The following is a 19798-nucleotide window of genomic DNA, read 5'->3' as shown; positions in this document are numbered from 1 at the left end:
AATGGTATTAAAGCTTCCGAGCAAACAGCACCAATCCCGCCACTAACGCCACTACTGCGGCGGCATAAAAGACGCCTTCTAATCCGCTGTAGCCAAAAACTGGACCGAGTAATATCGGGGAAAGAAACTGTCCCAAAAATCCCGTTCCGGTTCCAGCAGCTAGCACACTGGAACGGAGTTCTGGGGGAGCGAGATTAGCTAGGGTGCTGTAGAGGGTGGGTAGCACTAAACCAAATCCGACACCAAAGAATATGGCGGTTACTAAAATCCAACTAAGTTGGTGCAGCCATGGGATGGTTGTCAGCGTCAATGCCATCAAACCAAATCCAATAGCCGTCGCCGTTGCTGCCCCTAACCTCTTGGCGAGCCATTTTGCTCCAAATGCCGATATGATAGCAGCACCCACGGCTCTAGACGCCAGAACAATGCCGTTAACCATTGCTCCAGCATTAATAGTCGCTTTCAGGTAGATCGGGGCATAAATGACCACAGCATACATGGAAATCGAAGCGAGGCTGAGGGCTAGTAACAATCGGAGGGTTTGGGGATGTCCTAAAATTTCTTTGAGTTTGCTGCCAGAGTTGTTGGCTGTCTGCTTTGCTTTGGTGGGTTGCTTGTCCTCTAAAAAAAATGCGGCTAAAAACGCTAGAGGTAGTCCTAACCCGTAAAGACAGAAAGCAAACTGCCAGTGAACTGAACCCACCCAACCACCTAGAAGTGGGAAAGCAATGCCTGTGATAGTGAGGGTACTGGTGGCATAGCCTAGGGCTTGCGATCGCGTTTCGCCTTCATACATATTCCCTAGCAAGCCTAGACTCGCTGCTGCGATACCACCACTCGCTGCACCCAGTAACCCCCGCACCACTAACAGCGGTTCTAGTGCCTGCATCAACGCCCCAGCAACGCCAAACAAGGCGTAAAGGACTAGAGACGGTATCAGCACTCGCAAATGACCAAACCGGTCTGCCAAGATTCCCAGTGGGGGACTAAACAGGGCAATCGTCAGGCAATGGAGGCTTACCAGATTCCCCGCAAAAGCTGGATCAAGTTCAAGTTGTTGTATCATCTCTGGCAGAATTGGTGCAATCACTCCCCCCGCCATGGTGGTGAGGGAACCTGCTGCCAATAGCACTAATAGCCTAGGATCGCGGAACATGAATGAAATTCCTAAAATTTTTGACAACCATAACGCATACCGATAGATTCAGATAGTCTGACGCTTAGTCGTTCTGTTTGGATTCGATCCAACGGGTTGATTGACTTAGGACAACCAGCAGGCTAAATATTGTCAGATAAACAGCTCAAAAGAGGCAGGGGTTTATGGAACTGGCTACGACCCTAACCAGTCAAACAGTCCAAAATGCTGTAAGAGAAGTGGGTATCAATCCAAATTACTGGTATCCGGTGGCTTGGGCTAGCCAACTCCAGGCTGGACAGGTGATGCCTGTAGTGGTTTGGCAGCAAGTGATTGCCCTTTACCGCGACACCAACGGCAACCTCCATGCCTTAGAGGATGCTTGCCCTCACAAAGGAGTTGCTCTGCACAAAGGTCAAGTCCAAGGCGATCGCCTATTATGTGCCTATCATGGCTGGGAATTTAACGGAGAGGGTCAGTGTGTTGGCATTCCCTACCTGCCTAAAGAACAAAAATTACCCTGTGCCAGAGTCCGCAGCTATCCTGTTCGGGAAAAATATAGTATTATCTGGGTTTTTCCTGGTGATACTCACTTGGCAGAGGAGATTCCCTTCCCTGATGTTCCAGAGTTTGACGATCCGAATTGGTTAATGGTGCCAATCCCAGCCAGATTTCAAGCCCATTTCTCCATCTGTAACGAAAACACGATGGATGTGTTTCACGGGTTTTTGCATAAAAACTTACAAGGTTGGTTCAATCCAGTCTTGATTAATTTGCAACAAACTGATGCAGAAGTTTGTGCTGAGTACCAAGTTTCCTATCAAGGTTGGATGACAAAATTTCTAGGACTGAGCGAACAGGGTGATCAGGTAACGACCCGTACCGTCTCAATCCGATACCGCTATCCTCACTATAATAGTTCTCTTGAGGGCGTTTCCTCTTTATACCTGATGCGGTTGCCAGTGGCACCAACTTTTACCCAATCCTTTTCCCTGATGTTTCTCAAAGTCCGCTTGCCGCAGTGGTTATTAAAAGCTCTCGATCCCTGGTTATCTAAGTTCATCTGGCGCTTTTTACTTAAGCAATTTCTCGATCAAGATGTCGAGATGATCGAAAGCGAACAGCAAACTTATCTGGGGAATCGCCAACGACGCTATGTCGAAATTAATCCAGCGATTATCGCTCTTCAACGGGTGATTATCCGGCAGTATGAAAAATTTGTGCAACAATCGAGTCAGCCGCCAAACCATCAGCACACCGACTCGCAAGCTTCTGAAGAGCCAAGCGTTAGTGACAGCCAAAGCATCGGCTGTGTCGCCAGCGATAGCATCAGAGTTAACAGAGCCAACCCAATAGAACTCATTAATTTAGATGAAGGCAACTGTAAAGGCGACCCGAAAGGATGAAGGATGAAAAAGACAGGCGATCATGAAGGTAGACAAGCCCCTCAAATTAGAGAGGGTGATTTCATACTTCATACTTCACACTTCACACTGCAGTTGACCGTGGCTCGGTTCGTCAACTTCCCCTTTGACTGGATGCTGATACTGTCGCAGTACAGACATATTGGGGTAAGGTGGTTCCCTACACCCCGTCAGCTTGTAAACTCAGCAATTGTCGGGTATGGTATCCGCTCTGGATAGCGGCTATCTGAGCTAAACAATATACTTCTTTAGACAGAGGTAATAAGCTATCTAGGAATTAAGGTGAGAGGAGTAAAGTTGTGCAAGTTGTCAAAGAATACGTCCAGCGCTGGTACGAAAGCGGACTTGAGCCCGATGAGTATATTTGTCATAAAAAGCAGGGGAATTTAGTTGAGATTGAATCTGTAGCCACAGGAAAGCGTCACACTGTTGTAACCTTCTGCACGAATGACGTGTTGGGTTTGGTTCAGAATGATGCGGTGCGCCAAGCAGCGGTTGATGCTATCTTCCACTATGGCACCTCTAACAGTTCTACCTCGGTGTTAAGCGGTCGCATTGATTTGCATCGACAGCTAGAAAACGAGATTTCTGAGTTTAAGCACCTGCCCCATACTCAGCTATTTCTGAATGCTTGGATGGCAATGCAAGCCTTAATGGATGCGTACTGTCATCTAGCCATTCAGGTTCCTGGCTTCCAGCATACCCGCGAAACCGTGATTTTGACGGATGTTCTCAACCACGGTTGCATTGTCTCAGCCGTAGTGAATGCGGGCACTCGTTCCGGAAAATTGTTTGGTCATAGTCCCCGAGTCCGTGTCAGAGCCTATCGGCACTGCGATGTGGAGGATTTAGCTCGCAAGCTGCGTCGGTTTGTTCGTCCAAATGACCGAATTATGGTCATTTCTGATGCCGTGTTCTCAATGGACGGAGATATTGCACCTCTGCCAGGGATGATTGACGTACTGCAACAGTATGATGGTAGCGTATTGGTTATGGATGAAGCCCATGCTAGTGGGGCGATTGGTGCGACGGGTAGGGGAATTTATGAGTATTTTAATATTCAGCCACAATACGCGATTGAGCGAGGTATTGTGCCGCTGATCATGACTACGTTCTCGAAGTTTGCAGCATCTGCGGGGGCGGCAATTAGCACTCATGTAGAAGAACTGATTCCCCTCTTAAATGTTTCTCCAACTTCCATTGGTACGATTTCTTTATCACCTCCCCTCACGGCGGCGGCGTTAGAGAGTATTCGTCAGGTACGTCAATCTCCCCAACTCGTTCAGCAACTTCAGGCAAATACACGCTACTTGCGATCGCGCTTGCTCGAACAGGGGTTTGATGCGATTGGTGAAACGAATGTAATTCCTGTTATTTTACCATCAGAGATTGACCCGAAGCTATTCGGTCGGTCTATGATCGAGAACCACGGGATTTGGGTTTCACCCATTTGGTTTATTGCCAAACCCCGCATCCGGATTACTGCTAATGCTCTGCATACGAAAGAGGAAATGGATCGCTTGGTCACAGCAATGGTAGCAACGCGAGATTCATTGTACAAGCCGATGATTAGTGCTTGAGGAATTCTTTCAAAATTCCTAATTCAAACTCCTGAATGAAGAGGTCGTTCAAGTGCTGAAAACTACTACCGATATTCAGATTCGTGCTGTTACAACTCCAACAGATCAAGAACTGTTTCTGGATGTGCCAGCACGAGTCTATGCTAATGACTCCAACTGGGTGCCGTCTTTGCGCAGTGATGTTGCCAAGAACTTTGTACCCACTAATTCCTTTTTTAGTTATGGAAAATTACAGCAGTTTATTGCCCTAGATCCTTCAAACCTTTCCCAGGCAGTAGGACGAATTGTGGCAGCGGTGAATCAGCGGTTGGTCGAACGGGAGGGTAAAACGGTTGGGTTGTTTGGATTTTTTGAATGCGTTGAAGATTTTGCGATCGCACAAGCGTTACTCAATGCTGCCTGTCAGTGGTTGCGAGAGCAAGGTATGACAGAGGTGCGGGGTCCCATCGATTTATCGACTCACAACAGTTGTTTGTTTTTGGTCGATGGTTTTGACACGCCGCCGATGGTGATGATGCCTTACAATCCCTGTTACTATTCCCAATTTATGGAACGGGATGGCTGGCAAAAAGCTAAGGATGCCTATGCCTATGATTTTCCGTTAGATAAGCCCCTACCGGATAAGTTTGAGAAGGCGTATCAGATTGCTTGTAAATCTGGCATTACCTTTCGCCCTCTTAGAACTAAAGGTCAGGAATTTGAGCAAGATTGTATTAGCCTTTATCACCTATTTAACCGTGCCTTTGCCAATAACTGGAGTTCTGCCCCTAGAACTGAGGAAGAATTTCTAGAAGAAGCGAAGGCGTTGCAAAGTTTAGTTGATCCAGATGTTTTTCCAATCGCCGAAGATAAGGAGGAAATGATTGGCTTTTGGATGGGATTACCAGACTATAATATCCCCCTAAAACAGGTTGGTGAGAAACTGAACTGGCTGGGAATTCTCAAGTTTCTGTGGTATCGTCGTCAGATTGACCAAGGACGGGTGATAGCGATTTGTTCACTACCGGAGTATCGCCGGAAAATGGTGCCTCTGGCGTTAATTTATTTGGGAATGCAGGGGGGAATTAAGAAGGGCAAACCTTACAAACGAGCAGAACTCGGTTGGGTTTGGGAGGATAATTTTCCGTCTCGCAAGTTGATTGAGGCGTCGGGGGGGAAGATTTATAAGACGTATCGAGTTTATGAGAAAGGGTTGTGAAAGAATTACCTGGCGACTGAAGTCAAGGGCTATAAAAACAAAGTCCGCACTTCGACAAGCTCAGTGACCACCTGCGCGAACTGAAGAAAGATGTCAGGAGCGTTCGATATCTGAGTGTTGTGAAACTTGTTGTAACCACGTTACTAAATCTGTGCGATCGGAGAACTCTAGCAGCGCCTCGGCTAACGTTTCTAACTGAGGTAAGGTTAACTGGCGAATAGACTCTTGTAACTCAGGCTCAATCAAACCAAATCGGCGGGTGATTAAGCGCAGGATTAATGCTGACTCACCTTCCTGGCGTCCGAGTTGTAATCCTTGTTGCAGTCCGAGTTGTATCCCTTGTTGGAGTCCTTCTTGTCTCCCTTGTTGAAGTCCTTGTTCTATACCTTCCCGCATCCAACTGGTAACAATTTGCATAACTGCCTCCTGCTCGGTTGGTTCAATCGTAGCAATTTCAGATCTTAAGCGTGCTTCCTCCTCAGTATTGAGTTGGAGATAGGTGTCAATAAACCCAGAAATTAGCTGCATCTTCGCAGGATCGAGTCTTAGGGTTGCCAGCAACCGCAGACATTCTAACTTGACTCTGGGGCGTTCTTCGGGGGCAATGTTCATTTTCGCCATCAACGCACTCGCCACGGGATTGGGGTTACGCATGAAGTCTCGCCAATTGAGGCGATTGAGCTGAATTACATCATAGTTGAACTGCAAGACAATTTTATTGGGGAATACTACTTGGTAAGCGTTCGGTTCTGGACGGTGGGGAGCGTTGTAGGAAAATAGAGCAATGGGATAGACGGGTAAATCGTGTTTTTCAGACAAGCGGGCAAAATAACGAAACATCCGCTTACCGAATTGGGCTTGATTCTGTGCCTGGTGTTCTAGGTGGATGAGGAAGAAGGATTCTTGTTCTTGAAATTGGGCTTTAACGATTAAATCGGCTTCATATCGTTCTCCGGCTGTAATATCAGTGAATAGTTCTTTGTCTAAAAATGCGATGGAGTCACGCTCCAGATAAGCGGCAACATCTGGTAAAAATAATTCTATGAACTCTACGAAAAAGGTGGTTAGGAGTTCTTTAAATAAGCGGTCATGGTCGATCATTAATGGCTTTGGGACTTTAATGAAATGTTGGGATGGGAGTGAGAGGGGCTAAATGCGATCGCTATAGCTGATTTCAGCAAGCTGGCTTTTAAATAAAACAATCAACGGCGAAGTGTTAATTACTACTTTTTCAGGAACTCAAGGAAAGAGTTTATGAGGAGTGGCAGCGTCGCTGCTAGTACAGTCAGGCTGTCACCCCTCTCCAACTTATTAACAGGGTGCTATTTGCATGACTGGGAAAGGAAGTTTTTTGCTATCCTCTACAGCCATTCTTCGCTCCCAGCTTTTTCGCTCAGGAATCCATTTGAAACCCACTTTTTTGGCTTTTTCTCGCTCGTCATAGGTTACAAGAGCTTTAAAGAAAGCCTTTGGTCTCAAGGCTTTCTCAAACATAGCTTCCAAGTTTTCCATGCGATCAAAAAGAGCTGCAATTAACTGACAATCTGTTAGTGCCCGGTGAGTTCCAAAAATCCCAATGTCATGCGCTGCTGCCAATTCGATAAGAGATTGACCAGGGCGAGTTTGATAAGGCCACTCAAAGTCACTACAGGTACATACCCAAGAAAGGGGTTTACCCTTGTAGTTCAGTAAGGCAGGGAGTAGACTATTCCCATTTCTTGAGAGACCAAACCACTTCTTATCAAATTCGGCATTGTGCGCCACAACGACTTCAGCCATCTGAGCCATTTCAGTGAGTATCAATATCCCCTGAGCAGCTTGTTTTTCTGTTATTTCCCTTAGGGGTGCAGATTTAATCCGGTTGATATGCTCTGCTGGATTAGTATTTGCTGGGAGCATTGTGGAAAATTGCTGGATAGTGGTTTGGTGCTTTACCGAATACAGGATTGCTCCAATCTCTATCACCTGTGCTGTGTCAACTTCCAGACCCGTTGTCTCGGTATCAACGATTAGAACTTGATCAAGCGTGTAGGGCTGTCTCTCAGAGACAGCTAACAGTTTTTGTGCCATAATGAAAACAGAAAAAGAATTACAAATTGAATAATTTCCCCTCAAGTTAGCCGCTTGGGGGTCTTTTTTTTTGGCACTTCTGCCATCGAACTCATTCAAGATAACTTGGCAAATACCAACCTGTCAACTCTTGTCGCATATTACTTTCGCAAGCGTTACTATCCGCAAGGGTTACTAATATGCGCTAGTGTAGATAAAGAGATATACCTCCTGATTAATTCTCAAGGAGTGAGCAAAGCGCTTATGAAACGAATTTGCTGTAAGCTGAAGGGTTTGATGGAAAAACGGGAGCTATCCCAGTACCAATTAGCTAAAGAGACTGACCTTAGTATTAATGCCATCAGCAGGCTTTACAAAGGGGAGTTTAACCGGATTGACTGCAACACGGCTGAAGTATTGTGCAACTACTTCGGCTGTGACTTAGGCGAGCTGTTTACGCTAGAGGCTGATTCCTCAAAACGAATGACAGAACAGGAGCTTCGGGAGCGATATACAGCCGGGGAGAGGAATTTTATCGGAGCTAATCTCAGTGATGCAAGCTTGAATGAGGAAAATCTGAGTGGAGTAGATCTAACTGGGGCTATTCTCACTAAAGCTATCTTGCACAAAGCTGACCTGAGCAACGTTACCTTGGATAACGCCGACTTGATAGAAGCCAATCTCGAAGAAGCAACTTTGAATACAGCAACTTTAAGGAGGGCAAAGCTCAGTCAAGCAAAGCTAATTTTGGCAAGGTTGGTCTATGCAGAATTGACTGAAGCCGATCTAAGCGAAAGTGTTCTAACAAAGGCGGAACTTAATTGGGCAAACCTAAGTGAGGCAGTTTTGAAAGCAGCAGACTTAAAGGAGGCAAAAATGGTCAGGGCAAACCTACGAAAAGCTGACTTGAGCAATGCAAAACTGAGGGAAGCGAATCTCAGTTGGGCAGACCTACGTGAAGTCAAGCTGATTGGTGCTGATCTTACTAGTGCCATATTAGAAGCCGATTGCTTAATTGATGCCAACCTTAGTAGCGCAAACCTTAGTAGTGCCAACCTGAGAAAAACTGATCTCAGCCATGCCAATCTCAGCCATGCCAACCTCAGCCATGCCAACCTCAGCCATGCCCATCTCAAAACAGCTAACTTAACTAATGCCAATCTAAGTAATGCAAATTTGAGCTATACCGACCTAAGTGGTTTAGACCTGAGCGGTATTAATCTGAGCGGTGCCGACCTGAGAAACAGTGATCTCAGCCATACTATTCTCAAGGATGCTAACCTTAGCCACGTTCAATTAGACAACACTAATTTTCAATATGCTGACCTGACTGGCGCTGACATAACAGGTGTTGAATTCTTTGGGAAAGATCTGAGCGGTGTTGAAGAAAGAAAGGCAGATTTCCGGGGAGCAACAATGCCTGATGGAAGAGTTAGCGACGATGGTACTAAGTACGATTCTGACTCTGAATTCTAGCTTAAAATTGAAATTGCTTTTCGCAGATTGAGCGATCGCGTGTTGAATCTTGCTAGGTGCGAGTATACTCTCAGCCATCGACTAGCAAAATATTGGGAAAGCAACCATGACCACAACAACTAAACCCCTCACCCTAACTGAATTTCTAAAACTCCCCGAAACTAAACCAGCCCGCGAATTTATCAACGGTCAAATCTACCAAAAACCCATGCCTCAAGGGAAGCACAGCACCCTGCAAATACGACTGACCGATACAATCAACGAGGCAGGATTCCAAAAAAAAATCGCCTATGCATTCCCAGAATTACGCTGTACCTTCGGAGGACGCTCCATCGTGCCAGATGTAGCGGTTTTTCAATGGGATAAAATTCCCTTCGATGCCGATGGAGAAGTTGCCAACGTCTTTGAACGTTCTCCCGATTGGACAATTGAAATCCTCTCACCTGACCAATCACAGACCAAGGTAATTGATAATATTCTGTTCTGTCTCAGACATCAAACAAGCCTGGGATGGCTGATTGACCCAGATGAGAAGGCAGTCCTCTGCTTTCAACCCAATCAATTACCGGAAATTAAGCGACAACTAGAAGATAGTTTACCAGTACCAGATTTTCTAGACCTGCGGCTAACCGTTGGACAGGTATTTTCTTGGCTGAAGTTGGGACAGCGCTTCTAGATGGAGTTTTATGCGATCGCAAGAGCTTCTCTTGTAGTCTAATAACATTACACGAGAGGAGGAGTGATGAAAGCACTAGTCACTGGAGCCAACGGATTTACAGGTTCCCACTTAGTCAAAGCCTTAGAACAACGGGGTGATACGGTTGTCGGTTTAGTCCGCAAGTCCAGCAATCTAGATCGACTCACCCATTGCAACCTGCAACTCGTTTACGGCGACATCAGCGATCGCAATGCCCTGCAAACAGCAATGACTGGGGTAGACTGGGTATTTCACACCGCTGCTTATGTTGAACTAGGACTAGTGGATGCCACCAAAATGGAACGGGTAAACGTAGAAGGCACCCGCGCCGTGTTGGAACTCGCCCAAGCGGTTGGCGTATCCAAACTTGTCTATTGCAGCACAATTGGCGTATTTGGTGATACTAAAGGTCAAGTGGTTGACGAAACCTTTCAACGGCAGCAAACAGACTTTTCTGGAGCCTACGATCGCACTAAATACCAAGCTCAACAATTAGTCAACCAATTTGCCGCCCAAGGGTTGCCCGTGGTTAGTGTCCTCCCCTCTGGAATTTTCGGCTCAGATGACCCCCATTTTGGTCCCGTGTTGAAACAATTTCTCAAAGGCGGACTCAAGGTTTGGGCAGGGGGCGATCGCATTACGGGTATTGTACACGTTGATGACTTAGTTGCGGCAATAATTCTCGCGGCTGAAAAGGGCAAACCTGGAGAACAATACATCATTTCCGCCGGAGAACTCACCACCCGCGAAATGTTCGAGTTTATTAGTCAACAAACAGGTGTTCCCGCCCCTGCTGAAGCACCCAAACCCCTCGTCCAATTCGCTGGAAACCTACTCGATCCCATCGGACGCCTCTTCAACTGGCAACCTCCCCTCAGTCGAGAACGAGTTCACTATATTTATGATCGCTGTGTGCGGGTAGATGCTACTAAAGCTCGCACCGAATTAGGATGGAACCCGCGATCTGTACCGGAAACACTACGCGAGATTGTCAGATAGTATACAAGACAGATCGAAATATTCACTGGATTGGAAAGCAACTCCAATTTTAATCGGAGTCACTGATGAAGATAAAGCAGTACCATGAAAAGGCAGATAGAATTCCATCTGCTCATGTCCAGTCAGAGGAAGTTTAGTGCTTAGAAGGGTTTTTATCCTTCAGCCTCTCTCCGTACTATTCGGACGGAATTCTGCTGGAAAAATTAACCTAGGAAATTGTGGAGAAAGATAGACTAGGGTTATTTCTATTTAGAATCGATGAAATTTATAAGGCTTTATTGATGACTTCCAACAATTCTTCTTGTTTCTGCGCCTCTTTCTTCTCTATATATTCTATTAATTTATCAAGCCTTTTAGAGTCTGCGTTTATTATAGCTTCTCTGCGGTTATCGATTTCCCGTATAATCGCTTTCCATTTTTGCAGATTTTTAAGTTCGGCTTCTTTTAAAACTCCTATGGTTTGGATTTGGTTTTGTTTCGTTACCTCTTGGATTTTTGTGATGTTGGTATCTGAGGATTCTTTTAATGCATTTATAGTTTGATTGAATCCTACAAAGGCAGCTTGATAGGCTTTTTCCAAAGATTCTTCAGATTCTCGTATGATTGTTTCCAAGATATTCTCGAAATTGGGAGTCTCAGACATCTGTTTTATTTTTCCGATGTAAAATATATTCTCTTGAAAAAGTCTAGACAACCATACTGGCTGCCTAAACCTTACGGTGTAAAGATACAAGATGGCACTTTCTTATCGCTTCAAAGAAGTCGCGTCTCTACTTTATTTAAGTAGTTCCTTGACTTTATCTTTCATCTATTCTGTAGCGTGACGGATTTGGCTTTCAGCTTGCTTGACTTTGCCTTCTGTTTCGCAACCATATTTACTTTATCACAGAAAAATTATTTTATGTTTTAGTCGCAATTCAACTTAAGATTAATCGATTAATAACGTGAGAAAAATTTCTAATTTTTCTAATTAAAAATAAGTTTTTATTTCACCTCTAAATACGCCAATTTTACCTTCATGAAAAAACGACAAGCAACCTTCAAGGGTCATGTCTGTAGGCGGTCTTCCTCTTCTTTGACAAGCCGATAACACTGACAGCTAACCGCTTCGAGACCTGGACTATCGAGGATCGTCATCTGACCTCGACTGTAGCGAATCAGCTCCGCTTTTTGAAGCCTCCCAGCCACTACCGTGATACTGGCGCGGCGCACCCCCAGCATTTGGGAGAAAAACTCCTGGGTAAGCGGAAATTGGTTTGACGGCACGCGATCGCACGTCATCAGTAGCCAACGGCAGCAACGCTGTTCCACTGAGTGGTGGGAGTTGCAGGCAGCCGATTGCGAAATCTGGAACATCAGGGTGTGTGTGTAGCGCAGCAGCAGGCTGTAAAGCGGACTATCTGGATTGACCAAGTCATTGAATACATCCGCCTTCATCCTCATGCCTTCTCCAGGAACCTGCACAATTGCCTTGAAGGGTGTTGCCTCGATTCTCAAGAACACCGAGAGACCAACCATGCCTTCATTGCCCACCAGACCCACTTCCGCTAGGGTGCGATCTTCCACGATGGTGAGCATAGAGACTACGGCATTAATAGGGAAATAGATGTACTTGATGAGTTCTCTGGACTCGTAGAGGACTTCCTTGAAAGGCAGCGAGACCCTTTCCAAGTTGGGTTCTAGACGTGCTTTGACCTCACTGGGGAGAGCAGCCAAAAGCCGGTTTTCCACCGGACTTGGGGGGGGGTTGGGCAGGGACATAAAGACACTCCTTGAGCCAGTTGCGTTTAAAAAAGACAACTGACGGCACAAGGAGCGGTTTAACGGTTCCGCTTCCGATGTCAAAAGGTGAAATCTCTAAAGAACAAGCTTTAGGGCTAGTTGCTTACATAACCACTCTAACAAAGTTTGTACGTTGGCGCACAGAAGTGTTATAGTTAATCGTGAGTACGATAGCGTACCTAAGAGTTCAAATCGCTGCCGCCTTGGAGGCGTAGGTAAGCAAAAACCCGACATCAGCAAAGCTCTGAAGATTTGACTGAGTTCCAGAAGTACAGAGCCCTTTTTTACATCCGCAACTCCGTCTTCTCTGCATCACGGACTTGGAGTTCTCTCTCGTAGTGGCGCTGATCAGCAAGATTAGGTGGGCATTGAGCCTTAAGGCAGGTTTTGTCTGACTTACCACCGGACTATCCGGTGACTAAATTATTTTGGAGTTGCCTGCTGCAAAACAAACTTCCTTTTTTGCAGTACGGGGAATCTCTCGTTAGCTATCTCTAGCTTTATTGAAGCTTTGCTCCGTTAATGCAGGTTTGGTGTTGTTAGTAAATATTTAAAATTCACCTCGCTTTTTAAGCACATATCTATCTAAAGATTAATAAATTTGCTGATTAAAAGTTTTCTAATAAAGGTGTTGTGATTACGCAAGGCTTCCTTAATGCTTACAATCAAAAGCTTTGTTCAAGCTCTCAACACTTTTCACTGGAAAACTGATTACAAGCAGTTTTGTCAGATATTACACATGGATGAAGGTCAGTACAGCTTGGAGAAATACAAGCAGTTTGAAAATCTCTGCAAAGCTCTGAACGAGTTCGATATCGATTCACTAGCCGAACTTGTTGAGGCTGGATCTATAGCTGATCGGAAATAAGCGATCGCTAATCGCTCATTAAGCAAAAATACAGGTTTATAAAAGTTTTTTATTAAGAGTAAATAAAATGGATGGTACTGAACTGTTGAGGTTAATATGCAGCCGGGAGAAGGGATTTATAGGGAACTAATCTGAGAAGAGGGCGCGAGGCAACCAACTGGTGCAGGGATACTGAATGACTGCTCTGGAGACACAGAGAACGCCACTGGAAGTAACCGCACCAACCCTGAATTATTCACAGCATTTTTAGGAAAGATTTATGACAACGCAATCAACTATTCCTGAAGGCAAGCATCGCCTTGCTCTCAATTGGCCGACTGTTGCTTTTATGGGGGCAGTTCACGCCGTAGCTCTTTTGGCTCCCTGGTTTTTTTCTTGGTCAGCTTTGGGAGTAATGATAGTTCTTCACTGGTTATTTGGCAGCATTGGTATCTGTTTAGGGTATCACCGACTTTTAACTCACCGTAGTCTTCAGGTGCCCAAGTGGTTGGAATATATTATTACTACCATCGGTGCCCTTGCCCTTCAAGGAGGCCCCATTTTCTGGGTTTCCGCACACCGGATGCATCACGCCCATACCGAGGATGCAGAAAAAGACCCTTACTCAGCTTCGCGAGGTTTTTGGTGGAGCCATATCTTGTGGCTTTTTTATGTCCGCGAGGAGTTTTTCAATTACGAGCATTATAAAAGATTTGTACCTGACCTAGACCGTGACCCCTATTACCGTTGGTTGAATCGCAACTTCTTTCTCCTGCAAATTCCTCTGGGATTGCTGTTGTATGAGTTAGGAGGATGGTCGTTTGTCATCTATGGGATGTTCTTAAGGGCAGTATTGCTCTGGCATAGCACCTGGTTAATTAACTCGGCAGCTCACCTGCGAGGGTATCGTAATTTCTCTTCAGATGATGGTTCGCGTAACCTTTGGTGGGCAGCGATCTTAACCTATGGAGAAGGTTGGCATAATAATCACCATGCTCACCCTAATGTGGCAAAAGCTGGGCAGCGTTGGTGGGAAATTGATGTAACTTGGTGGGCGATTCAAACGTTAAATACTTTAGGTTTAGCAAAAAAAATTGTGGGGCTGAATCCCCAAGGTTCAGTTAAAGGGTAAAGTCTAATTTTTACTGATTATTAGGTTTACTTACTTAGACAGATATTGAGGAAAAATAACCTAAAAAGGGTAAAGGTAGCGAAGCTGCAACGAAGTGCCACGCAACGGCTATAAATTCGTCACAATAAACATAAAAGCCCTCTGCCTTTTGCTATATCACCCACCCCCAAATTGCTGACGTAATTGTTCAATTTCCCCATCTTCCAACTTGCGGAATAGGGGAGGAGGAACCTCAAACGCACGACCCGGTTCTAATGCATTCAGATGCACCGCACCACTCAACTTCTGCGTCCGTTCTTCTACGGACATTTGCAAAGCATCGAACAGCTTTTCTGAGGTAAAAGGAATAATCGGACGAGATGCGATCGCATAAAGCCGAATTAAATTAATACAAGTGCGAATCACCAACGCCGCCGCTTCCCGATCCGTCTTCATCAGCGCCCACGGTGCGCGTTCGTCAATATACTGATTTCCCGCCGTCCACAACGCACAAAGGGTTTCTGCGGCTTTACGAAACTCCAGATTTTGCAGAAAACCACTCAACTTTGACACCAGATTCTCGCACGTCTCCTGCAACCGTTTCTCCGCTTCACCCGGAGTACCCCCTTCTGGAATCGTACCTTGAAAACGACTCGCAGCAAATTTCAGAATCCGGTTGACAAAATTACCAAGATTATCTGCTAAATCCTTATTCACCCTGACTTGAAACAACTCCCAGGTGAATGCAGAATCCGAAGATTCTGGGGACATGGCAATTAAGGCATAGCGCCAGTAATCGGCGGGTAAAATATCAAGGGCTTGGTCTGAAAATACACCCCGTTTGGAACTGGTGGAGAATTTCCCCCCATAGTACGTCAGCCAGTTAAAGCCTTTAATATCATCTGCCATTTTCCAAGGCTCTCGTGTCCCCAAAATCATTGCGGGCCACATAATGGTGTGGAAAGGCAGATTATCTTTTGCCATGAACTGGACGTATCGGACATCCTCGGCATCGCACCACCAGGTTTTCCATTCATCCGGGTTTACCTGCTCTTTTGCCCAACTTTTAGTTGCAGCAATATAACCAATTGGCGCATCAAACCAAACGTAGAAAACTTTACCCTCAAATCCGGGACGGGGTACGGGTATACCCCAACTCAAATCACGGGTAATGCCCCGGTCTTGCAACCCTTCATTCAGCCATTTCATGGCAATGGATTTAGTAAGATTGGGCCAGTCTTTCTGCTTATCCACCCAGGAATGCACCTCATTACTGAGGGTAGAAAGCTTTAAAAATAGGTGCTTAGTGGAGCGTACTTCTAGATTGGTACTTCCCGAAACTGCCGAACGAGGTTCGATCAAGTCGGTGGGATCTAAGACAGAGGTGCAGTTCTCACATTGGTCGCCCCTGGCTCTATCGTATCCGCAATGGGGGCAGGTTCCGACCACGTAGCGGTCTGGTAGGAAACGATTATCTTCTAAGGAATAAATCTGCCGAATTTCTCGTTCTTCGATAAAGCCGTTTTCATCCAGGCGCTGATAGAAATGCTGGGTTAATTCGTGGTTATTGGGTGATGAGGTGCGCCCAAAATAATCAAAGGAAAGCCCGAAGCGATCATAAATATCCGCTTGCAGTTCGTGCTGTTTCTGACAGTAGGTAGCGACATCAAGTCCCGCTTCCAGCGCTGCGAGTTCTGCTGGTGTACCGTGTTCATCTGTGGCGCAGACAAACAGCACGCTTTCCCCTTCCTGTCTCAGGAAACGGGCATAGACATCCGCCGGCAGCATGGAACCAACGAGATTGCCGAGGTGTTTAATACCGTTAATATAGGGAAGCGCACTTGTAATCAGATATCGCATAATCTCGCTTGTAGGGGAATTTAGAATTGGCTGATGCCTGGTGCCTTCAATATCCCATCTTCTAGATGAGTAATTCGGTCAGCGACATCGACAATGCGAGGGTCGTGAGTTACCATCAGCACTGTGCAGCCTTCTTCCTTTGCCAGCCGACGCAGTAATTCAATTACATTATGTCCGCTCTGGGAGTCTAATGCCGCCGTTGGCTCATCTGCCATGATAATCTGAGGATGACCCGCTAAAGCACGAGCGATCGCAACTCGTTGTTTCTGTCCGCCGGATAAGTCTGCTGGTTTTTGATGGGCTTGCAAACCCAACCCGACTTGTTCTAGCAGTTCTTGCGCTTGAAATCGGGCTTTTTTGCCGCGAATGCCTTTAACGTTGAGGACGAACTCTATATTCTCCGCTGCTGTTAGTGCTGGAAATAGGTTGAACCCCTGGAAAATAAAGCCGATGTTTTGCAGCCTGAACTGTGCTAGCTTGGAGCGAGACATCTCTGTAATCTCTTCTCCCAGCAAATATACCTGACCGTTGCTTGGTTTGAGCAATCCAGCTAGAATTGAGAGTAAGGTGGTTTTCCCCGACCCAGACGGTCCCATTAAAAGTTGGATATCGCCGCGTTTAATTTTCCAATCAATCCCTTTCAGGACTTGATAGCGCTGATGCCCTGACTCAAATGTCATCGTTACTCTTCGAGCCCGGATAGTGCCTATTTCTGCATCAACTAAACTGAACGAGCGCGAATCAGGCTGACTTCGGCTTTTTATAAACACAGCACCACAGAATAAGGGACAGTCTGGGGGGATATATTAAGAAATGTAACATAAATTCCCCTGATTTTGCTCTCTTCCGAGCAAGGATTGTTACTTGGATGTTAGCGAATTACAGGACTGTTATACAGTGGGGTGTGTGCACTTACTCAAGGTGTCTGTATTGGGAGGGGCTACTTGGAACGCTGGGGAGTGGGGAGTGGGAAAGGAGTAACCTGGACTTGTGCGATCGCTCCTTGGTAAAATTAGCCCCTATATCAGCACAGGACGTATGCATAGCTTCGTCATTGGTCATTGGTCATTCGTCCTTTGTTTGGTTAAGCCGCGTAACAGATTTATCCGAAAGTTGGCTGGACTCACCAATGACTTGTGATTTTGTAAAGTATCTACATCCAATTCTTGTAAAACAATTAAGAACTGTTGATTTTGGCTGCTACACCTGAGTAGTGGCTTGCTCTTAGTGTAATAATAAGCAGATGTGTATAATACCACAATTATTACCTAGTTAAAGTAGCAAAAGTAGCAAGCTGCTCAGATTGCTGAGTACCAGACCGTAAGGGTGGGATTTTTTCAGAAGGTTGGGCTGGTGCCAAAGATATGAGTGCATCTCAATGACCCTATTGCTTGCCGACTTATGTTGTGAAGTCAAACAATAGGTCTAGTCGTTGCTAAAGTAGTAATTTCCCTTCGACCTGCACTGGGTGAACTATTCGTCATGAAAAAATTAAGTGTGTTAAAAGCCGTCGTTACCGGATTTTGGCTTTGGGTGTTTAGCTTGGGTTTGGAAGTCGTTGTCCTGGCGCTACCCATTACCTCAGCAGCGGATGGTGCTGGTACGATTGTTAACCAAAGCGGTAATCAGTTCGACATTGATGGCGGCACTTTGTCGGCGGATGGAGCGAATCTATTCCACAGTTTTCAGCAGTTTGGGTTGGATGCCAATCAAATTGCTAACTTTTTGGCGAATCCTGACTTGAGCAATATTCTAGGGCGAGTGGTTGGAGGCGATCCTTCTATTATTAACGGATTGATTCAGGTAACGGGAGGGAATCCGAATTTATACTTGATGAATCCAGCCGGGATTGTTTTTGGGCAAAATGCCAGTTTAAATGTCCCGGCTGACTTTACGGCAACAACGACAACGGGTATTGGTTTTGGCAATAATAATTGGTTTAATGCTTTCGGTGCCAATGATTATCAGCAGTTAGTTGGTAATCCCAGTCAATTTGCCTTTGATTTATCGCAACCTGGGAGTATTATCAACGCTGGCGATTTAGCCGTTTCAGAGGGTAACAGTTTAAACTTATTCGCTGGCAGTGTAATTAATACAGGGACACTCACCGCACCAGGCGGCACGATTACTATAGCGGCAGTGCCTGGTTCTAACCGAGTCGAGATTTCTCAAGAAGGGCAATTACTACGTTTAGAGATTGAACCCCCAAGAGATAGTGTGGGGCTAGTGCTGCCGATTACTCCTGGGAATTTAGCCGAGTTGTTGACGGGTTCCCAGGAGAATCTGGAGACAGGAGTTGAGGTTACTCCAGCCGGAGAGGTTCAGCTAACAGACTCTGGGGTAATTGTACCGAATGAGACAGGAGTAGCAATTGCATCGGGTACGATTGATGTCTCACCCCCCCTAACCCCCCCTTATCAAGGGGGGGAACAGAGGATTGGCGGTGAGGTGAATGTTATTGGCACTAATAAAGTAGGTTTGATTGGTGCCAATATTGATGCTTCTGGTGCCAATGGTGGCGGGGATGTGCGAATTGGGGGAGGGTATCAAGGTCAAGGAATTATCCCTAACTCTGACGTTACCTATATTAGTCAAGATTCAGTAATTGAAGCAGATGCCCTAACCAATGGGAATGGGGGTCGAGTCATTGTTTGGTCTGACCAAACAACTCATGCCGATGGTAATATTAGCGCTCGTGGTGGTAGCAATTGGGGAGATGGGGGATTTGTCGAGATATCAGGAAAAGAGAATTTAGTCTTTGACGGCAATGTTGATGTAAATGCAGCGTTCGGTTTAGACGGCAGCATTTTGTTTGACCCAGCCAATATTACTATTGTGGCGGGGACAGGTGATCCGCCAGCGGCAGCTAATGATAATCAGCTTAATGCTGATGTCCCTATGGGTGATCTAGCCGGTCAAATTTTGGCTGGACATGGGGGAACCGGTGATTTCCAAATTAGCACGACGAAACTAGGAGGTATCGCGGGTGAAGTTTTACTGCAAGCCACCAACAATATCACTATCGCCGATGGTGTATCGCTGAATTTTGTTAATGGTTCCGGGTCAATCACATTTACCGCAGATGCTGATAGCATGGGCGGCGGCTCTTTTATGATGAATACGGGAAGTTCCGTCAATACCAGTGGACGTAACCTGACCATCTCCGGTGCTACTGTCAACCTACAGAGTATCACTATTGGAGGTAGCGGCAACTTAAATGTGACAGCAACGGGGGGTGGGATTAACGGTAGTGGTGCGGTGAGTGTGGGAGGTACGACTACCCTCAATGCGAATAGCGGTGATATCACTTTAAATAGTGTCAACAACGACTTCAATCGTGTGTCTGTTGACAAGGCTCGGAACGTGAGACTCAATGACATCAATAACATTGAGTTAGGAGCCACCGCCGATACAGACATTTCTGAGAATCTGATTGTCACAGCTCAAGGTACAATTACTGACGCTGTTGGGGAAAATCTGAGGGTAAGGGGAGCCACCCTCCTCAATGCCAGAAAAGAGGCACAGGAAGGTAATCCTGAAGAAAGGTTCGACATCACTTTAGATAATGCCCACAACTTCAATCGTGTGTCTATTGACAAGGCTCGGAACGTGAGACTCAATGACATCAATAACATTGAGT

16 protein-coding genes are annotated in these 19798 nt (G+C 45.8%); 9 read left to right on the top strand and 7 right to left on the bottom strand.

Features of this window, described 5'->3' with window-relative positions:
- Positions 1-7: 7 nt before the first annotated feature.
- A complete protein-coding gene (locus IQ257_RS12935) occupies positions 8-1156 on the bottom strand; it encodes an MFS transporter (RefSeq protein WP_193873636.1) in 1149 nt (382 codons plus the stop codon).
- Positions 1157-1320: 164 nt separating this feature from the next.
- Here IQ257_RS12935 and IQ257_RS12930 point away from each other — a divergent pair, with 164 nt between their 5' ends.
- The 3 genes from IQ257_RS12930 to IQ257_RS12920 all read left to right on the top strand — a co-directional run bounded on the left by IQ257_RS12930 (position 1321) and on the right by IQ257_RS12920 (position 5337).
- Positions 1321-2541 (top strand): aromatic ring-hydroxylating oxygenase subunit alpha, encoded by a 1221-nt coding sequence (locus tag IQ257_RS12930; RefSeq protein WP_193873635.1) that lies wholly within the window; start codon positions 1321-1323, stop codon positions 2539-2541.
- A 317-nt stretch (positions 2542-2858) separates the two neighbouring features.
- A complete protein-coding gene (locus tag IQ257_RS12925) occupies positions 2859-4139 on the top strand; it encodes an aminotransferase class I/II-fold pyridoxal phosphate-dependent enzyme (protein WP_193873634.1) in 1281 nt (426 codons plus the stop codon).
- Between the two features lie 52 nt (positions 4140-4191).
- Entirely contained in the window at positions 4192-5337 is a 1146-nt protein-coding gene (locus tag IQ257_RS12920) for a hypothetical protein (RefSeq protein WP_193873633.1), read from the top strand.
- Between the two features lie 93 nt (positions 5338-5430).
- Here IQ257_RS12920 and IQ257_RS12915 read toward each other — a convergent pair whose 3' ends face one another.
- Both IQ257_RS12915 and IQ257_RS12910 read right to left on the bottom strand, forming a co-directional pair.
- On the bottom strand, positions 5431-6438 hold the full coding sequence (locus IQ257_RS12915; protein ID WP_193873632.1) for a DUF4351 domain-containing protein: 1008 nt from the start codon (positions 6436-6438) through the stop codon (positions 5431-5433).
- A 210-nt stretch (positions 6439-6648) separates the two neighbouring features.
- Entirely contained in the window at positions 6649-7407 is a 759-nt protein-coding gene (locus IQ257_RS12910; RefSeq protein WP_193873631.1) for a 3'-5' exonuclease, read from the bottom strand.
- Positions 7408-7650: 243 nt separating this feature from the next.
- Here IQ257_RS12910 and IQ257_RS12905 point away from each other — a divergent pair, with 243 nt between their 5' ends.
- The 3 genes from IQ257_RS12905 (at position 7651) to IQ257_RS12895 (ending at position 10558) form a co-directional block, all read left to right on the top strand.
- Positions 7651-8862, top strand: a complete 1212-nt coding sequence (locus IQ257_RS12905) for a pentapeptide repeat-containing protein (RefSeq protein WP_193873630.1) — start codon at positions 7651-7653, stop codon at positions 8860-8862.
- Between the two features lie 106 nt (positions 8863-8968).
- The gene (locus IQ257_RS12900) at positions 8969-9538 is read left to right on the top strand and encodes a Uma2 family endonuclease (protein ID WP_193873629.1); all 570 of its coding nucleotides are present in this window, start codon (positions 8969-8971) and stop codon (positions 9536-9538) included.
- 66 nt (positions 9539-9604) lie between these two features.
- Positions 9605-10558, top strand: a complete 954-nt coding sequence (locus tag IQ257_RS12895; RefSeq protein WP_193873628.1) for an NAD-dependent epimerase/dehydratase family protein — start codon at positions 9605-9607, stop codon at positions 10556-10558.
- 265 nt (positions 10559-10823) lie between these two features.
- Here the strand turns inward: IQ257_RS12895 and IQ257_RS12890 are convergent, their stop codons facing one another.
- A complete protein-coding gene (locus IQ257_RS12890; protein ID WP_193873627.1) occupies positions 10824-11201 on the bottom strand; it encodes a hypothetical protein in 378 nt (125 codons plus the stop codon).
- A 404-nt stretch (positions 11202-11605) separates the two neighbouring features.
- On the bottom strand, positions 11606-12319 hold the full coding sequence (locus IQ257_RS12885) for a Crp/Fnr family transcriptional regulator (RefSeq protein ID WP_193873626.1): 714 nt from the start codon (positions 12317-12319) through the stop codon (positions 11606-11608).
- Between the two features lie 676 nt (positions 12320-12995).
- Between IQ257_RS12885 and IQ257_RS12880 the strand changes: the two genes are divergently transcribed.
- Entirely contained in the window at positions 12996-13208 is a 213-nt protein-coding gene (locus IQ257_RS12880; RefSeq protein WP_193873625.1) for a hypothetical protein, read from the top strand.
- Between the two features lie 259 nt (positions 13209-13467).
- On the top strand, positions 13468-14319 hold the full coding sequence (locus IQ257_RS12875; protein ID WP_193873624.1) for an acyl-CoA desaturase: 852 nt from the start codon (positions 13468-13470) through the stop codon (positions 14317-14319).
- 156 nt (positions 14320-14475) lie between these two features.
- Here the strand turns inward: IQ257_RS12875 and metG are convergent, their stop codons facing one another.
- Together metG and IQ257_RS12865 are read right to left on the bottom strand one after the other, a co-directional pair.
- Positions 14476-16158: a methionine--tRNA ligase gene (gene metG, locus IQ257_RS12870; RefSeq protein WP_228060670.1), complete on the bottom strand. Its 1683-nt coding sequence runs from the start codon at positions 16156-16158 to the stop codon at positions 14476-14478.
- 20 nt (positions 16159-16178) lie between these two features.
- The gene (locus IQ257_RS12865) at positions 16179-16928 is read right to left on the bottom strand and encodes an ABC transporter ATP-binding protein (protein WP_416207927.1); all 750 of its coding nucleotides are present in this window, start codon (positions 16926-16928) and stop codon (positions 16179-16181) included.
- 712 nt (positions 16929-17640) lie between these two features.
- Between IQ257_RS12865 and IQ257_RS12860 the strand changes: the two genes are divergently transcribed.
- Positions 17641-19798: filamentous hemagglutinin N-terminal domain-containing protein (locus IQ257_RS12860; protein ID WP_193933059.1), on the top strand; the 2158-nt coding region annotated here is incomplete at its 3' end.

The sequence above is a fragment of the Coleofasciculus sp. LEGE 07092 genome (assembly GCF_015207375.1).
Classification (GTDB): Bacteria; Cyanobacteriota; Cyanobacteriia; order Cyanobacteriales; family Coleofasciculaceae; genus LEGE-07092.
The sequence above is the reverse complement of the archived record's forward strand: the minus strand, read 5'-3'. Positions and strand labels throughout refer to the sequence as shown.

Excerpts from the sequence above, each read along its gene's own strand:
- IQ257_RS12875 (WP_193873624.1), top strand. The coding sequence starts at position 13,468 with ATGACAACGCAATCAACTATTCCTGAAGGCAAGCATCGCCTTGCTCTC.
- IQ257_RS12935 (WP_193873636.1), bottom strand. The coding sequence starts at position 1,156 with ATGTTCCGCGATCCTAGGCTATTAGTGCTATTGGCAGCAGGTTCCCTC.
- IQ257_RS12880 (WP_193873625.1), top strand. The coding sequence starts at position 12,996 with ATGCTTACAATCAAAAGCTTTGTTCAAGCTCTCAACACTTTTCACTGG.
- IQ257_RS12905 (WP_193873630.1), top strand. The coding sequence starts at position 7,651 with ATGAAACGAATTTGCTGTAAGCTGAAGGGTTTGATGGAAAAACGGGAG.
- IQ257_RS12930 (WP_193873635.1), top strand. The coding sequence starts at position 1,321 with ATGGAACTGGCTACGACCCTAACCAGTCAAACAGTCCAAAATGCTGTA.
- IQ257_RS12900 (WP_193873629.1), top strand. The coding sequence starts at position 8,969 with ATGACCACAACAACTAAACCCCTCACCCTAACTGAATTTCTAAAACTC.
- IQ257_RS12890 (WP_193873627.1), bottom strand. The coding sequence starts at position 11,201 with ATGTCTGAGACTCCCAATTTCGAGAATATCTTGGAAACAATCATACGA.
- IQ257_RS12885 (WP_193873626.1), bottom strand. The coding sequence starts at position 12,319 with ATGTCCCTGCCCAACCCCCCCCCAAGTCCGGTGGAAAACCGGCTTTTG.
- metG (WP_228060670.1), bottom strand. The coding sequence starts at position 16,158 with ATGCGATATCTGATTACAAGTGCGCTTCCCTATATTAACGGTATTAAA.
- IQ257_RS12910 (WP_193873631.1), bottom strand. The coding sequence starts at position 7,407 with ATGGCACAAAAACTGTTAGCTGTCTCTGAGAGACAGCCCTACACGCTT.
- IQ257_RS12915 (WP_193873632.1), bottom strand. The coding sequence starts at position 6,438 with ATGATCGACCATGACCGCTTATTTAAAGAACTCCTAACCACCTTTTTC.
- IQ257_RS12895 (WP_193873628.1), top strand. The coding sequence starts at position 9,605 with ATGAAAGCACTAGTCACTGGAGCCAACGGATTTACAGGTTCCCACTTA.